The organism is Kitasatospora sp. HUAS MG31 (assembly GCF_040571325.1).
GTDB lineage: Bacteria > Actinomycetota > Actinomycetes > Streptomycetales > Streptomycetaceae > Kitasatospora > Kitasatospora camelliae.
Genome location: NZ_CP159872.1, coordinates 5,005,778 through 5,020,320 on the forward strand (window position 1 = coordinate 5,005,778; position 14,543 = coordinate 5,020,320).

Sequence of the window (14,543 nt, forward strand, 5' to 3'; positions counted from 1 at the left end):
TCCAGGAAGGCCCGGCCGCGCGGATCCCCGCGCCCCTTGAGTCCCACCCCCGCCGTCGGCTTACCGCAGGCGGGCGAGCAGGGCGTGCTCGACCAGGGTGATGAGGGCGCTCTTGGCACTGTCCCGGCGCCGGGCGTCGACCGCGACGATCGGGGTGTCGGGCCCGAGCTGGAGTGCCTCGCGGACCTCTTCGGGAGTGTGGGGCTGGTGTCCCTCGAAGCCGTTGAGGGCGACGACGAAGGGCAGGCCCGAGTTCTCGAAGTAGTCGAGGGCGGGGAAGCAGTCGGCGAGGCGGCGGGTGTCGACGAGGACGACGGCGCCGATGGCGCCGCGGACCAGGTCGTCCCACATGAACCAGAAGCGGTCCTGGCCGGGGGTGCCGAAGAGGTAGAGGATCAGGTCTTCGTCGAGGGTGATTCGGCCGAAGTCCATGGCGACCGTGGTGGTGGTCTTGCCCCCGGTGTGGGTGAGGTCGTCGATCCCGGCGGAGGCGGAGGTCATGACGGCCTCGGTCCGCAGGGGGTTGATCTCGGAGACGGCGCCGACGAGGGTGGTCTTGCCCACGCCGAAGCCGCCGGCGACGACGATCTTCGCGGAGGTGGTCGCGCGGCCGGGGGAGGTCGCGTTAGAGCTTGCGAAGTCCACTGAGGACCCTTTCGAGCAGCGTGACGTCAGGCGTACCGCCCGACTCGCCCGCGGCGGCGGGCTGGTGGATGGCGACGAGACCGGCCTCCGCCAGGTCGGCGACGAGGATCCGGGCAACTCCGAGGGGAACGCCGGCGAGCGCGGAGATCTCCGCGACCGACTTGACCTCGCGGCAGAGGGCGACGATCCGGGCGTGCTCCGGCAGCAGCCCGCCCGAGCGCTCCGCGCTGGCGTTGGTCGAGATCAGCGCCTCGATCGCCAGCTGGTAGCGCGGCCGGGTCCGGCCACCGGTCATCGCGTACGGACGGACCAGCGGCTGCTGCTCATAGCCGTCGGACTGCTGGCCGCCGTAGCCGCCGCCGGCCTGCTGGCCGCCGTAGCCACTGCCGTACCCGTTGCCGTAACCGCCGGCGGGTGTCGGGGGCGGGGTCATGCGTCCTCCTAGTGCTGCAGCCGTTCGCAGCGGGCTTCCAGCCGTTGGGCCACGGCTGCGGCAGTGTCGGTCGCCGGGTGGCGGCCGGGGGGTGAAGCACCGGGCCCGGTGAGCGGCCCGGCGCGGGTGGACGGGTTTCAGTGCAGGAGACTGCCCTGGAGTTCCGCACGGAGTGCGGGGGTGAGGACGGCGCCGGCCCGGTCGACGAGCAGGGCCATCTCGTAGCCGACGAGACCGATGTCGGAGTCCGGGGAAGCGAGGACCGCGAGCGCGGATCCGTCGCTGACGGCCATCAGGAACAGGAAGCCGCGTTCCATCTCGACGACGGTCTGGTTGACCTCTCCGCCCTCGAAGATCCGGCTGGCGCCGGAGGTCAACGAGGTGAGTCCGGAGGCGACCGCGGCGAGCTGGTCGGCGCGGTCCCGGGGGAACCCTTCGGACATGCAGAGCAGGAGGCCGTCGGCGGAGACCACCACCGTGTGCGACACCCCGGGGGTGTTGTCCACGAAATTGGTGATCAGCCAGTTCAGGTTCTGCGCGGCCTGGCTCATCTGACTCAACTCAACGCTCCTGGTGGTTCGAGCCGCCGAAGAGATCGGTGCTGCTGTTGTGCTGTCCGTTGTCGAATCGGCCCTCGTTGGGGTCGATCCTGAAGCTACCGGTGGCCGCGGGGTCGCCGCCGGCATTGCGTCCCTGTTCCACACCGCGGCGCAGGTTGGTCAGGCGGCCGCGGACCTCGCTCGGGTCGCGGGACACCTGGGGGCCGTCCTGCGGGGTGGGGGTGGCGTTGCCCGCCACCAGGTTCTGCTTGGGGACCCGGCGGGGCAGGCCCGAGGCGGTGGTCCCGTCGGTGGTGGGCTCGCGGAGCTTGCCCGCCCGCTGCCAGGTCCCGTCGTTCGGCGAGTCCCAGCTGGTCTGCGCGGAGGTCGGACCGGTCGGGCCGAAGCCGCCCAGCGCCGACACGTCGTGCCCGCGGGCCTCGGCGGGCGCCGAGGTGTCCTTGGCGCCGGTGAACCAGTTCGGCTTCTCGCCGCCGGCCGTCGCACCGTCCTGGGCGCCGAGGGCACGGGCCGCGGCCCCGCCCGCCAGCTGCTCGCCCGGGCGGCGCTGCGGCAGCCCGCCGGCCCCGCCGGACGGGAGCGCCGGCGGCAGCGCGGCCGGCTCCTCCTGGCCGTACGGGTGGCCCGGGGTGTCCTCGTAGCCGTAGCCGTCCTGCTGGTAGCCCTGCTCGTAGCCGTAGCCCTGGTCGCCGTAGCCGTCCTGGGCGTAGTCCTGGCGGCCGTACGGGTCCTGCTGGCCGTAGGCGTCCTGCTGGTACCCCTGCGGGCCGCCGTAGCCGTCCTGCTGGTAGCCGTAGCCCTGGTCGTCGTAGCCGTCCTGGGCGTAGTCCTGGCGGCCGTACGGGTCCTGCTGGCCGTAGGCGTCCTGCTGGTACCCCTGCGGGCCGCCGTAGGGCTGCTGCTGCGGCTGCTCGTCCCCGTACGGGACGTCGAGCAGCTCGGCCTCCAGCGGCTCCTCGGCGGACGGGCCGGAGTCCAGCGCGGCGCGGCGCTTCTGCTCCAGGCGCTGCGAGCGCTGCACCGACTCCAGGGCGGGGCTGAAGCCGCTGCCGCCGGAGTTGCCGGTCAGGTGGTCGTCGAAGCCCAGCTCGGCGGCGCTGCGGCCGTCGTACTCCCAGTTCTGGGCGGAGGGCTCCTGCTCGGCGAAGATCCGGGAGACCGTGAACTCCTCCTCCGGCTCCGGAGCGGCGTCCATCCGGGTCAGGTTCTGCGGGAGCATCACCAGCGAGGTGGTGCCCGCGGACTCGCCCGAGGGGCGGAGCTGGACGCGGATGTCGTGCCGCTGCGAGAGCCGGCCGACCACGAACAGGCCCATGCGGCGGGAGATGGTGGCGTCGACCGTGGGCGGCTCGGCCAGCTTCTCGTTGATCTCCGCGAAGTCCTCGGCGGTGAGGCCGATGCCCTTGTCGTGGATCTCGACCAGCACCCGGCCGTCCGGCAGGCGGGTGGCGTTGACCAGCACCCGGGTCTGCGGGCTGGAGAAGGTGGTGGCGTTCTCCAGCAGCTCGGCGAGCAGGTGGACGAGGTCGGTCACGGCGGCGCCGACGACCTCGGCCTCCGGGATGCCGGCCAGCTCGACGCGCTCGTACTGCTCCACCTCGGAGGAGGCGGCGCGGAGCACGTCGACCAGCGGCACCGGGGTGTTCCAGCGGCGGCCCGGCTCCTCGCCGGCGAGGACGAGGAGGTTCTCACCGTTGCGGCGCATACGGGTGGCCAGGTGGTCCAGCTTGAAGAGGTTCTCCAGCTGGTCCGGGTCGGCCTCGTTGTTCTCCAGGTCGGTGATCAGCGCCAGCTGGCGCTGGATCAGGCTCTGGCTGCGACGCGACAGGTTGGTGAAGATCGCGTTGACGTTGCCCCGCAGCAGGGCCTGCTCGGCGGCGAGCGACACGGCCTGCTGGTGGACCTGGTCGAAGGCGCGGGCGACCTCGCCGATCTCGTCCTTGCCCCACAGCGGGATCGCGGTCACCGCGGTGTCCACCCGCTCCGGGTCGGTCTTGGAGAGCTTGTCGACCAGGTCGGGCAGACGGTGGTTGGCGATCTCCAGCGCGGCCTGGTTCAGGGTCTTCATGCCGAGGATCATCGAGCGGGCGATGAAGCCGGTGAGCAGACCGGCCAGCACCAGCGCGGCGATCACGATCAGCGAGTTCAGGATCACGTCGGTGAGGGCGCGGTCCTTGATGTTCTGCGCGTCGGCGACGACCTGGGTGAGCAGCTCGTCCTCGGTCGCCTTGAGGGCCGTGATGTGGCTCTTGGTGGCCTGGTCCCAGTTCTGCAGGTTGAGGCCCTCGGCCTGGGCGGCGTCGAAGGCCGCCTTCGCCTGAGCGACACCCTTGCTTTGGCCGGCCGCGGCCGCCGAGGAGTAGGACATGCCGATGTTCAGCAGGCCCTGGATGGTCGGCAGGGTGCTGCCGTTGGGCATCCGGTACGGCAGGCGCTGGTCGGCGGTGGCCTGGTCGACCTGGGCACGCGCGAAGACGTCCAGCTCCTCGGGGGAGCTGGCGGTGTTGAACTCGCTGAGCGCGGTGCCTTCGAGCCGGTTGGCGACCAGGAGCGTCTGGATCAGGTCCTGGTTCTCGTAGCGGGTCACCTTGTTGGTGGCGATGCCCGCGAGCAGGTTGACCATCAGGATGCGCTGGGTCGAGGCGGAGGCCTTGGCCAGCGACATGGCGTAGATCGCGCGGCCCTTGGAGGTCACGCTGGAGCTGCCGAAGCCGACCGAGTTGTCCATGGCCAGCAGCGGGGCGAACAGCGCCGAGTAGGCCTGGGCGGTCGCGGTGGCGAACAGCTCCTCGCCGTAGGCGCTCTGGCGCAGGTGCGGCAGGAAGGCCACCATCTGCTGGAACGACTGGTTGCGGCGGCGCATGGTGGCGTCGTCCGAGACCTTGGCGAAGGCGGAGTTGTACGTGGCGAGCGCCTTGTCGGTGGCCGCCCGGTACTTGGCGACCCGGCCCTCGTCGTCCTTGCCCGTGATGATCGGGATCGCGGTGAGGTCGCGCTCCGACTCCAGGGCGTCGGCCAGCTCGGTGGCGGCACGGGCCAGCTCGGCGGTCTTCACCGCGTGGTCGGCCTTGACCCAGTCGTCGTACGAGGAGTTGACGCGCAGACCACCGAAGACCAGCGCGATCACGACGGGGATCAGCAGGATCGCGACGAGTCGGGTCGGCACGCGCCAGTTCAGCGGCGACAGGAACTCGTACTTGTCGCTGAGCGAACGAACCTTGCCCGCCTTGCCCGGCTTCGTCGCCTTGGGCGGACCGGCCGGGATGACGGGACCGGGTATGGAACGGTCCTCGGTGGGCGCGAACGCGGAGAACTCACCTTGAGCGTGGCCGCTTCCGCCCGGCTCGTGGCGGGGCTCGGAGCGCCGCTGCGGGGTGACTGGCTTGTTACGCCTCACTCGACAACAACCTCTCGACCGCTTGGGCGGCCATGGATCTTCCAGCGGCTTCTCCCCGCTGCCGCAGCCCGATGCTGATGACTACGGGGTAGCTGGAATTTCAGCACGTGGAGGGATAAGGGACAAACAGCCCACGGTGCCCCTCCGTGAGCAGCAGAAATCGGACATTACCGGTCATAGCTCGATAAATGGCATGGTCATTGGCGCTGAACGGATCCGGACGACCACGCACAGTCGCAGTCGATCTCCAAATGCCTACCGAACTGTTATGGACGCCACGGAGCCTCCCGCCACGCCCTCGGCGGGTAAGCCGAAGGGGCGCGGGGACGCGCGCGGCCCGTTCCGGCCTCCAGGAAGGCCCGGCCGCGCGGATCCCCGCGCCCCTTGAGTCCCACCCCCGCCGTCGGCTTACCGCAGGCGGGCGAGCAGGGCGTGCTCGACCAGGGTGATGAGGGCGCTCTTGGCACTGTCCCGGCGCCGGGCGTCGACCGCGACGATCGGGGTGTCGGGCCCGAGCTGGAGTGCCTCGCGGACCTCTTCGGGAGTGTGGGGCTGGTGTCCCTCGAAGCCGTTGAGGGCGACGACGAAGGGCAGGCCCGAGTTCTCGAAGTAGTCGAGGGCGGGGAAGCAGTCGGCGAGGCGGCGGGTGTCGACGAGGACGACGGCGCCGATGGCGCCGCGGACCAGGTCGTCCCACATGAACCAGAAGCGGTCCTGGCCGGGGGTGCCGAAGAGGTAGAGGATCAGGTCTTCGTCGAGGGTGATTCGGCCGAAGTCCATGGCGACCGTGGTGGTGGTCTTGCCCCCGGTGTGGGTGAGGTCGTCGATCCCGGCGGAGGCGGAGGTCATGACGGCCTCGGTCCGCAGGGGGTTGATCTCGGAGACGGCGCCGACGAGGGTGGTCTTGCCCACGCCGAAGCCGCCGGCGACGACGATCTTCGCGGAGGTGGTCGCGCGGCCGGGGAGGTCGCGTTAGAGCTTGCGAAGTCCACTGAGGACCCTTTCGAGCAGCGTGACGTCAGGCGTACCGCCCGACTCGCCCGCGGCGGCGGGCTGGTGGATGGCGACGAGACCGGCCTCCGCCAGGTCGGCGACGAGGATCCGGGCAACTCCGAGGGGAACGCCGGCGAGCGCGGAGATCTCCGCGACCGACTTGACCTCGCGGCAGAGGGCGACGATCCGGGCGTGCTCCGGCAGCAGCCCGCCCGAGCGCTCCGCGCTGGCGTTGGTCGAGATCAGCGCCTCGATCGCCAGCTGGTAGCGCGGCCGGGTCCGGCCACCGGTCATCGCGTACGGACGGACCAGCGGCTGCTGCTCATAGCCGTCGGACTGCTGGCCGCCGTAGCCGCCGCCGGCCTGCTGGCCGCCGTAGCCACTGCCGTACCCGTTGCCGTAACCGCCGGCGGGTGTCGGGGGCGGGGTCATGCGTCCTCCTAGTGCTGCAGCCGTTCGCAGCGGGCTTCCAGCCGTTGGGCCACGGCTGCGGCAGTGTCGGTCGCCGGGTGGCGGCCGGGGTGAAGCACCGGGCCCGGTGAGCGGCCCGGCGCGGGTGGACGGGTTTCAGTGCAGGAGACTGCCCTGGAGTTCCGCACGGAGTGCGGGGGTGAGGACGGCGCCGGCCCGGTCGACGAGCAGGGCCATCTCGTAGCCGACGAGACCGATGTCGGAGTCCGGGGAAGCGAGGACCGCGAGCGCGGATCCGTCGCTGACGGCCATCAGGAACAGGAAGCCGCGTTCCATCTCGACGACGGTCTGGTTGACCTCTCCGCCCTCGAAGATCCGGCTGGCGCCGGAGGTCAACGAGGTGAGTCCGGAGGCGACCGCGGCGAGCTGGTCGGCGCGGTCCCGGGGGAACCCTTCGGACATGCAGAGCAGGAGGCCGTCGGCGGAGACCACCACCGTGTGCGACACCCCGGGGGTGTTGTCCACGAAATTGGTGATCAGCCAGTTCAGGTTCTGTGCGGCCTGGCTCATCTGACTCATCAACTCAACGCTCCTGGTGCTCGGGGCCGAAGCCGTTGGTGCCCTCGGCGCCGCGCTGGCCGTCCCGGGGGTTCCGGGCCTGGCCGCCGCCGGCGAAGCCGTCGAATCCCTGCTGCGGGTAACCCGCTCCGCCCGGACCGCTCGTCGAGGCGCCGGCCTGGCGGCCCTGCTGGATGCCGCGGCGCAGGTTGGTCAGCCGGCCGCGCACCTCCTCCGGGCTGCGGGAGACCTGCGGACCCGTGATCGGCGAGGCCTCGGCGGTGCCGGAGACCAGGTTCGCCTGCGGGGTACGGCGCGGCAGACCGGACGTGGTCAGACCGCTGGTCGAGGGCTCGCGCACCTGCTCGGCCCGGCGCCAGCGCTCGTCGTTGGCGGAGGCCCGCCACGGGGCGTCCTGGTCGGAGGCGGGACCACCCGGACGCGGAGCACCCTGCTGCGGACCGGCCTGCGGACCCGCCTGCTGGGGACGGCCCTGCTGGCCGGCCTGCTGCGGGCCGCCCTGCGGACCCGCCTGGCGGGGAGCCTGCTGCGGCCGGTCGAAGCCCGGAGCGGAGGTGCCCGGACGCTGCGGCTGGTACGGGCTCGGGTGCTGACCGGTGTCCTGGGAGGACGCGGTCGGCAGGGCCATCGGCTGCTGGCGCTCCGGCCGCGGCGCCGGCTGGGCGGCCGCGTTCGGAACGTCCGGCAGCACCGGCTCGACCAGACCCAGACCCAGCGGGTCGCGCGGGTCGATGTCACTGGCCTCGAAGCGCGGACGGGCGAACTGCCCGGTGCTCTCCGGGTCGCCCGCCGGCGCCGGCTGCTGGGCCTGCGGCCCGGCCGCCGGACCCTGCGGGCGGCGCTGCGGAAGGTCGTTGCCGCGGAACTCGCGGGCCGGGCCGTCCTGGCCCGGGCCGGGCTGCGGACGGCGGCCCGGGGCCTGACCGCCGGCACCCTGGTCGGCCCAGCCGTGCTGGGGACGCCCGCCGTCGGTCGGCAGCTCCGCCGGACGGCGGCGCTGCTCCGGCGGGGCCGGACGACGGCCGGGCATGCCCTGGTCCTGCTGCGGGGCCCGGCGCGGGGCGCCCGGACCGCCGGGACCGCCCTGGACGCCCGGGGCACCGGAGGCGCCCGGGACCCGCCGCGGCGGCAGGCCGGAGGACTGGTTCTGGGCCGGGGCCGGGGCACCGCCCTGGCCCTGGTTCTCGCGCAGCGCCTGACCGACCTCGCGGGTCGGCAGGCCGGGACGGCCACCGCCGTTCTGCGGACCCTGCGGACCCTGCGGGCCGCCGGCCTGCGGGCCCTGGCCCAGCTGCGGACGCCCGCCCGGGCCGCCGGCCGGCGGCTGGCCGAGCGCGGGGGCCGGACGGCTCTGGCGCGGGGTCGGCGCCAGGCCACGCTGCTGCGGCTTGCCGGCGGCGGCACCCGGGCCGCCGGGACGGCCACCGCGGCGGTCGGCGGAGTTGGTGACGTCCACGGGGAGCATGACCAGCGCGGTGGTGCCGCCGGAGTCGCTCGGACGCAGCTGGATACGGATGCCGTGTCGCAGGGACAGGCGGCCGACCACGAAGAGGCCCATGCGGCGGGAGACGGAGACGTCCACCACCGGCGGGTTCGCCAGGCGCTCGTTGATGTCCGCGAGGTCGTCGGGGCTCAGGCCGATACCGGTGTCGTGGATCTCGATCAGCACCCGGCCGTCCGGCAGGGCGTGACCGGTGACCCGGACGCGGGTCTGCGGGCTGGAGAACGAGGTCGCGTTCTCCAGCAGCTCGGCGAGCAGGTGGACGAGGTCGTTGACGACGCGGCCGGCGACCTCGGTGGAGGGCACGGCGGCCAGTTCGATGCGCTCGTACTGCTCCACCTCGGAGGCGGCGGCGCGGAGCACGTCGACCAGCGGGACCGGACGGGTCCAGCGGCGGCCCGGGTCCTCACCCGCGAGGACGAGGAGGTTTTCGCCGTTACGGCGCATACGGGTCGCGAGGTGGTCCAGCTTGAAGAGGCTGGCCAGCTGGTCCGGGTCGGCCTCGCGGCTCTCCAGCTCGGAGATGAGCGACAGCTGGCGCTGGATGAGGCCCTGGCTCCGGCGCGAGAGGTTGGTGAACATCGCGTTGATGTTGCCTCGCAGCAGGGCCTGCTCGGCGGCGAGGCGGACGGCCTCGCGGTGCACCATGTCGAAGGCCGCGGCCACGTGGCCGATCTCGTCCGCCGAGTCGACGCCGACGGGCTCGACGGTGACGTCGACGTCGTGCGGGTCGCTCTCGGAGAGGGTCTTGACCAGCTCGGGCAGGCGCCGCTCGGCGACCTCCTCGGCCGCGGTCTGCAGACGGGTCAGCGAGCGCACCATCGAGCGGGCCACCAGGGCGGCGCCGGCGATGGCGACGATGAGCACCAGCGCGACCAGCGCGGCGTTGATCAGGGCCTCGGTGTCGGCGTCCGACTGCAGGGCCTCGGCCTTGCCGTCGAGGACCTCCAGGAGGCGGGCCTCGATCCGCTGCTCCTCGATGATCTTCGCGCTGGCGGCGTCGTACCAGCTCTTGTAGCTGCGGTTCTCGGCCTGCTTGATGCCGTTCGGGTTGAGGACGGCCTTGGTGAAGCGGTCGGCGTCGGCGATGACCTGGTTGAAGCTCATCTGGGCGCGCAGGGCGCGGGCCTCGCCCTCACCGTAGATCGCGGTGAAGTTGGCGAGCGCGTTGTCCTCACCGCCCTGCAGGCGGATGCCGAAGGTCTCGTCGGAGGCGCTCAGCTCGGGGGTCGAGCGGGCCAGCGCGGCGCTGATCAGCGCGCGCTGCATCGAGGTGCTCTCCTTGGCCAGCGAGAACTGGTTCAGGGCCCGGGTGATCTTGATCAGCTCGGTGGAACCCGAGGTGATCGCGATGTCCTGGGTGATGCCGATCAGGTCCTTGATGATCACGTCGTAGGAGGTGATCGTGGACTGGATGTTGTCCGGCCGGCTGTACGCGCTGTTGCGGGCGTCGGTGAGCTGGTTGAGGTCCTTGCGGACCTGGAGCAGCAGGGTCTTGCTACCGGCCTGGTCGAGGTCGTCGAACTTGTCGGCGCTGGCCGCGAACGCCTTGCTGAGCGCGTTGGTGGTCTTGTACGCCTCGGCGATCTCGGGGTCGTCCGCGGTGGCGCCGCTGATCAGCGGACCGGCGCTGATGTCGCGCTCGGTCTGCAGGGCGTTGGCCAGCGCGGTCGCCTTGCGGGCGAGGTCGGCCAGGTTGCCCATCGGCTCCAGGTTGCGGGAGTTCTCCAGCGAGGTCTGCACCCGCAGACCGCCGAGCACCAGCGCGACGACCACGGGGAGGAGGAGCAGGGCCATCAGGCGGCTGCGGATGCGCCAGTTGCGCATCGAGAACCGGCTCAGGCCGGTGGCCCGGCGCCGGTTCAGCGTGCCGCGCAGGCGCGAGCGGCGGCCGTCCTTGCCGGCCTTGTCGCCGCCGTCGGATTCCGCGGCTGGGCCGCCGGCCTGGCCGGCGGGGGCGGAGCCGCCGCCGAACGGTGATTCGCCGGAAGTCGGCGGCTGGTTCGGGCCTGTGGCGGGCTCACGCGACTCCAGGTCACGCGCGGCGCCGCTGCCCCTCTTGAAACGTCCCTGCACTGGCGTCGCAACCTCTGGACCGGGCGCCCCCTCCCGTTGGCCGGGACAGGGCGGTGTCGAGTTATTCCGTGGCATTCCAGCACAGCGGGAGAAGTCCAACAAGGGGCGTTACGACACGGTGTCCTGCGTCGTCCCGGGCTACCGAACGCGCGCGGCGCCTCACGGACTGTGCGGTAACCCGACCCGAATACCGCTCTTTTCGGACACTCGCCGGATACATGCCAACTTGGTCACAGATCAACTTGTGCGGAGAATGTCCGAGATTTCCTGAATGTCGGAGTTTTCTGATGGGCAGAAATGTCCACCGACGGGCTAATTGCCCGCGAAAGTGTGAGGGAGATCACAGCGTGATGTGTAGCTTTGGTCACGCTGCTTGTGGAATGCGCTCCCGCTAACCTGGAAGGGTTGCGACGAGCCTGCCCAGCCGGAGGCCCCCGCAAAAGTCCCAGTCCTCCCGAACCCAAGGTGTACGCATGTCCGAGCCGACGAAGACGGCCACCCGCACCACGCTCATCGGCCGCTCCACGGCGAACCCGCGTCGGACGACCCTGGCCTCCGTCGAGGACTTCAGCCAGCTCCCCGGCTTCACCGCCTCCCAGGAGCCCCGCGCGTACGCGACCGAGCTGCCCGACGTCACGGCCAACCCGCGCCGCACCCAGCTGATGGTCGCCCCGGCCCCCCGGACGCCGGAGGACTGAGCCCCGGCACCGGCGAAGAGCGCCCGCCCGCACCCCGCGGACGGGCGCTCCGTGCTGTCCGGGCCGGCGCCGGCCACGCGCGCAGGGCCCGGCCCCCTTTAAAGGACGGGGCGCCGGGGGACGGCGCGATAGCCTGGGGCGATCGAGCAGGTCGGCCTACCGAGAGGTTGCAGGGCAGTGCGTATCGCCAGGTTCTCCGTACGGGAAGGGAGCCCGGCAGCGGGCACCGTCTCCTTCGGCGTGGTGGAGGGGGACACGACCGAGCCCGAGTCCCTGGTCGTCCACGCCCTCGCCGGCCACCCCTTCGGCCAGCCCCAGGCCACCGGTGAGACCTACCGGCTGCAGGACGTGCGACTGCTCGCCCCGATGCTGCCGAACAAGATCGTCGCGGTCGGCCGCAACTACGCCGCGCACGCCGCCGAGCTGGGCAACCAGGTCCCGGACGTCCCGCTGACCTTCTTCAAGCCCTCCACCGCGGTGATCGGCCCGACCGAGGCCGTCGCGTACCCGCCGTTCTCCTCGGACGTGCAGCACGAGGCCGAGCTGGCCGTGGTCATCGGCCGGATGTGCCGCGAGGTGCCGGCCGAGCGGGTCCCCGAGGTGATCCTCGGCTACACCTGCGCCAACGACGTGACCGCCCGCGACGTGCAGCAGCGCGAGGGCCAGTGGGCCCGGGCCAAGGGCTTCGACACCTCCTGCCCGCTCGGCCCCTGGATCGAGACCGACCTGGACCCGAGCGACCTGGCGGTCACCTGCACCGTCAACGGCGAGCTCCGCCAGGCCGGCCGGACCTCCCAGATGGTCCGCTCGGTGGCCGACCTGATCGTCCATATCTCCGAGGCGATGACGCTGCTGCCCGGCGACGTCGTCCTGACCGGCACCCCGGCGGGTGTCGGCCCCCTGAACGTCGGCGACGAGGTCGCCGTCTCCATCGAAGGCATCGGCACTCTCACCAACAAGGTGATCAAGCGTGGCTAACACCAACCCGTCCGTACGGGTTCGCTTCTGTCCCTCCCCGACCGGCAACCCGCACGTGGGCCTGGTCCGTACCGCCCTCTTCAACTGGGCCTTCGCCCGCCACAACGGCGGAACGCTGGTCTTCCGGATCGAGGACACCGACGCGGCCCGGGACTCCGAGGACTCGTACAACCAGCTGCTCGACGCGATGCGCTGGCTCGGCTTCGACTGGGACGAGGGCCCCGAGGTCGGCGGCCCGCACGAGCCGTACCGGCAGTCGCAGCGGATGGACGTCTACGCCGACGTGGCGAAGAAGCTCCAGGACGCCGGCCACGCGTACCCCTGCTACTGCTCCACCGAGGAGCTGGACGCCCGCCGCGAGGCCGCCCGCGCCGCCGGCAAGCCCTCCGGCTACGACGGCCACTGCCGCGAGCTGACCGAGGACCAGGTCGCCGTCTACAAGCTGGAGGGCCGCCGGCCGATCCTCCGCTTCCGGATGCCCGACACCACCCTGGCCTTCGACGACCTGGTCCGCGGCGAGGTCAGCTTCGACCCCAAGGACGTGCCGGACTACGGCATCGTCCGGGCCAACGGCGCCCCGCTCTACACGCTGGTCAACCCGGTGGACGACGCCCTGATGGGCATCACCCACGTGCTCCGCGGCGAGGACCTGCTCTCCTCCACCCCGCGTCAGATCGCCCTCTACGCCGCCCTCGCCGAGATCGGCGTGGGCAACGGCACCACCCCGCGCTTCGGCCACCTGCCGTACGTGATGGGCGAGGGCAACAAGAAGCTCTCCAAGCGTGACCCGCAGGCCTCGCTCAACCTGTACCGCGAGCGTGGCTTCCTGCCCGAGGGCCTGCTGAACTACCTCGCGCTGCTCGGCTGGTCGCTGGCCGAGGACCGGGACCGCTTCTCCATGGACGAGCTGGTCGCCGCCTTCGACATCGCCAAGGTCAACTCCAACCCGGCCCGCTTCGACCTCAAGAAGGCCGAGGCGATCAACGCCGAGCACCTGCGGATGCTCGCCCCCGAGGAGTTCGTCCGGCGCCTCGTGCCGTACCTGCAGGCCCCCGGCCTGCTCCCGGCCGAGCCCACCGCGGCGCAGCTGGACCTGCTCGCCAAGGTGGCCCCGCTCACCCAGGAGCGGATGGTCGTGCTCGGCGAGATCGTCAACATGGCCGGCTTCCTGTTCGTCGCCCCCGAGGACTTCGCGGTGGACGCCGAGGACGCGGCCAAGGTGCTGACCGCCGACGCCCGCCCGGTCCTGGAGGCCTCCGTCAAGGCGCTGGAGGGCCTGGAGGACTACACCCCGGAGCCGATCCAGGCCGCGCTGCGCGAGGCCCTGGTGGACGGCCTGGGCATCAAGCCCAAGTTCGCCTTCACCCCGCTGCGGGTGGCGGTCACCGGGCGCCGGGTCTCCCCGCCGCTGTTCGAGTCGATGGAACTGCTCGGCAAGCCCGAGACGCTGCGCCGCCTGACGGCCGCTCTGGAGCTCATCCCGGCCTCCTGAGCCCTCCCCGGGCACCCCTGAGCCCCTCCGGGGGCTCTCCGGAGCTCTCCCCGGGCCTGGTCACGCGCACCCGCCGTGACCAGGCCCGCGGGCGTTCGGCGCGCTGCTGCGGTTATCGATTTTGGAGCCGGGCCGCGCGTCGGGTAATGTTCTTCCTGCGCCGCCCGGGCAGGGAGGCGCAAGACACCGAGGAAAGCCCCGCAGGGGGTTGAACTCTGGTGGGGTATGGTGTAATTGGCAGCACGACTGATTCTGGTTCAGTTAGTCTAGGTTCGAGTCCTGGTACCCCAGCGCAGCACCCAGGTGATGCAAGCCCCCGTTGTGTAGCGGCCTAGCACGCCGCCCTCTCAAGGCGGTAGCGCCGGTTCGAATCCGGTCGGGGGTACGCAATTGATAATTGCAAATGATTGATGAGTACGCCCCCGTTGTGTAGCGGCCTAGCACGCTGCCCTCTCAAGGCAGTAGCGCCGGTTCGAATCCGGTCGGGGGTACTCAGCACCACTTCGGTGGTGCGGGCCCCCGTTGTGTAGCGGCCTAGCACGCCGCCCTCTCAAGGCGGTAGCGCCGGTTCGAATCCGGTCGGGGGTACTTTTGGGGTATGGTGTAATTGGCAGCACGAGTGATTCTGGTTCATTTAGTCTAGGTTCGAGTCCTGGTACCCCAGCCAGAAATCCAAGCTCCGGCGGAAAGCCGGGGCTTTTTTGCGTTTCAGCACCTGCCGCCGCGCACGGAAGAGGACCCGCCTCCCCGAGGAGGCGGGTCCCGCTGTTTTCCGGTGGG

At 71.5% G+C, this 14,543-nt stretch carries 11 protein-coding genes and 5 tRNA genes; 8 read left to right on the top strand and 8 right to left on the bottom strand.

Going from position 1 to position 14,543, the window contains the following annotated elements; all coding sequences use genetic code 11:
- Positions 1 to 60 precede the first annotated feature (60 nt).
- The 8 genes from ABWK59_RS22575 to ABWK59_RS22610 all read right to left on the bottom strand — a co-directional run bounded on the left by ABWK59_RS22575 (position 61) and on the right by ABWK59_RS22610 (position 10,595).
- Positions 61 to 645: a GTP-binding protein gene (locus ABWK59_RS22575; protein WP_354642430.1), complete on the bottom strand. Its 585-nt coding sequence runs from the start codon at positions 643 to 645 to the stop codon at positions 61 to 63.
- A complete protein-coding gene (locus tag ABWK59_RS22580; RefSeq protein WP_354642431.1) occupies positions 626 to 1,078 on the bottom strand; it encodes a DUF742 domain-containing protein in 453 nt (150 codons plus the stop codon). Before ABWK59_RS22580 ends, ABWK59_RS22575 begins: the two co-directional genes overlap by 20 nt.
- Before the next feature lie 137 nt (positions 1,079 to 1,215).
- The gene (locus ABWK59_RS22585) at positions 1,216 to 1,629 is read right to left on the bottom strand and encodes a roadblock/LC7 domain-containing protein (RefSeq protein ID WP_030057391.1); all 414 of its coding nucleotides are present in this window, start codon (positions 1,627 to 1,629) and stop codon (positions 1,216 to 1,218) included.
- Positions 1,630 to 1,639: 10 nt separating this feature from the next.
- The gene (locus ABWK59_RS22590) at positions 1,640 to 5,035 is read right to left on the bottom strand and encodes a nitrate- and nitrite sensing domain-containing protein (protein ID WP_354642429.1); all 3,396 of its coding nucleotides are present in this window, start codon (positions 5,033 to 5,035) and stop codon (positions 1,640 to 1,642) included.
- A 408-nt stretch (positions 5,036 to 5,443) separates the two neighbouring features.
- The gene (locus tag ABWK59_RS22595) at positions 5,444 to 5,971 is read right to left on the bottom strand and encodes a GTP-binding protein (RefSeq protein ID WP_420492939.1); all 528 of its coding nucleotides are present in this window, start codon (positions 5,969 to 5,971) and stop codon (positions 5,444 to 5,446) included.
- 36 nt (positions 5,972 to 6,007) lie between these two features.
- On the bottom strand, positions 6,008 to 6,460 hold the full coding sequence (locus tag ABWK59_RS22600) for a DUF742 domain-containing protein (protein ID WP_354642431.1): 453 nt from the start codon (positions 6,458 to 6,460) through the stop codon (positions 6,008 to 6,010).
- 135 nt (positions 6,461 to 6,595) lie between these two features.
- Positions 6,596 to 7,018: a roadblock/LC7 domain-containing protein gene (locus tag ABWK59_RS22605; protein ID WP_354642432.1), complete on the bottom strand. Its 423-nt coding sequence runs from the start codon at positions 7,016 to 7,018 to the stop codon at positions 6,596 to 6,598.
- 4 nt (positions 7,019 to 7,022) lie between these two features.
- On the bottom strand, positions 7,023 to 10,595 hold the full coding sequence (locus tag ABWK59_RS22610; protein WP_354642433.1) for a nitrate- and nitrite sensing domain-containing protein: 3,573 nt from the start codon (positions 10,593 to 10,595) through the stop codon (positions 7,023 to 7,025).
- A 473-nt stretch (positions 10,596 to 11,068) separates the two neighbouring features.
- Here ABWK59_RS22610 and ABWK59_RS22615 point away from each other — a divergent pair, with 473 nt between their 5' ends.
- The 8 genes from ABWK59_RS22615 to ABWK59_RS22650 all read left to right on the top strand — a co-directional run bounded on the left by ABWK59_RS22615 (position 11,069) and on the right by ABWK59_RS22650 (position 14,430).
- Complete coding sequence (locus tag ABWK59_RS22615) at positions 11,069 to 11,293, top strand: hypothetical protein (RefSeq protein ID WP_354642434.1); 225 nt, start codon at positions 11,069 to 11,071, stop codon at positions 11,291 to 11,293.
- 177 nt (positions 11,294 to 11,470) lie between these two features.
- Positions 11,471 to 12,271 carry a fumarylacetoacetate hydrolase family protein gene (locus ABWK59_RS22620; RefSeq protein WP_354642435.1) on the top strand — a complete coding sequence of 267 codons (801 nt, stop codon included), beginning with the start codon at positions 11,471 to 11,473 and terminating at the stop codon, positions 12,269 to 12,271.
- Entirely contained in the window at positions 12,264 to 13,763 is a 1,500-nt protein-coding gene (gltX, locus tag ABWK59_RS22625; protein WP_354642436.1) for a glutamate--tRNA ligase, read from the top strand. Before ABWK59_RS22620 ends, gltX begins: the two co-directional genes overlap by 8 nt.
- 219 nt (positions 13,764 to 13,982) lie before the next feature.
- Positions 13,983 to 14,054 (top strand) — tRNA-Gln (locus tag ABWK59_RS22630).
- 21 nt (positions 14,055 to 14,075) lie between these two features.
- Positions 14,076 to 14,148: transfer RNA gene (locus tag ABWK59_RS22635), tRNA-Glu, on the top strand.
- Between the two features lie 33 nt (positions 14,149 to 14,181).
- A tRNA-Glu gene (locus ABWK59_RS22640) sits at positions 14,182 to 14,254 on the top strand.
- Positions 14,255 to 14,278: 24 nt separating this feature from the next.
- Positions 14,279 to 14,351 (top strand) — tRNA-Glu (locus tag ABWK59_RS22645).
- Positions 14,352 to 14,355: 4 nt separating this feature from the next.
- A tRNA-Gln gene (locus ABWK59_RS22650) sits at positions 14,356 to 14,430 on the top strand.
- Positions 14,431 to 14,543: the final 113 nt, after the last annotated feature.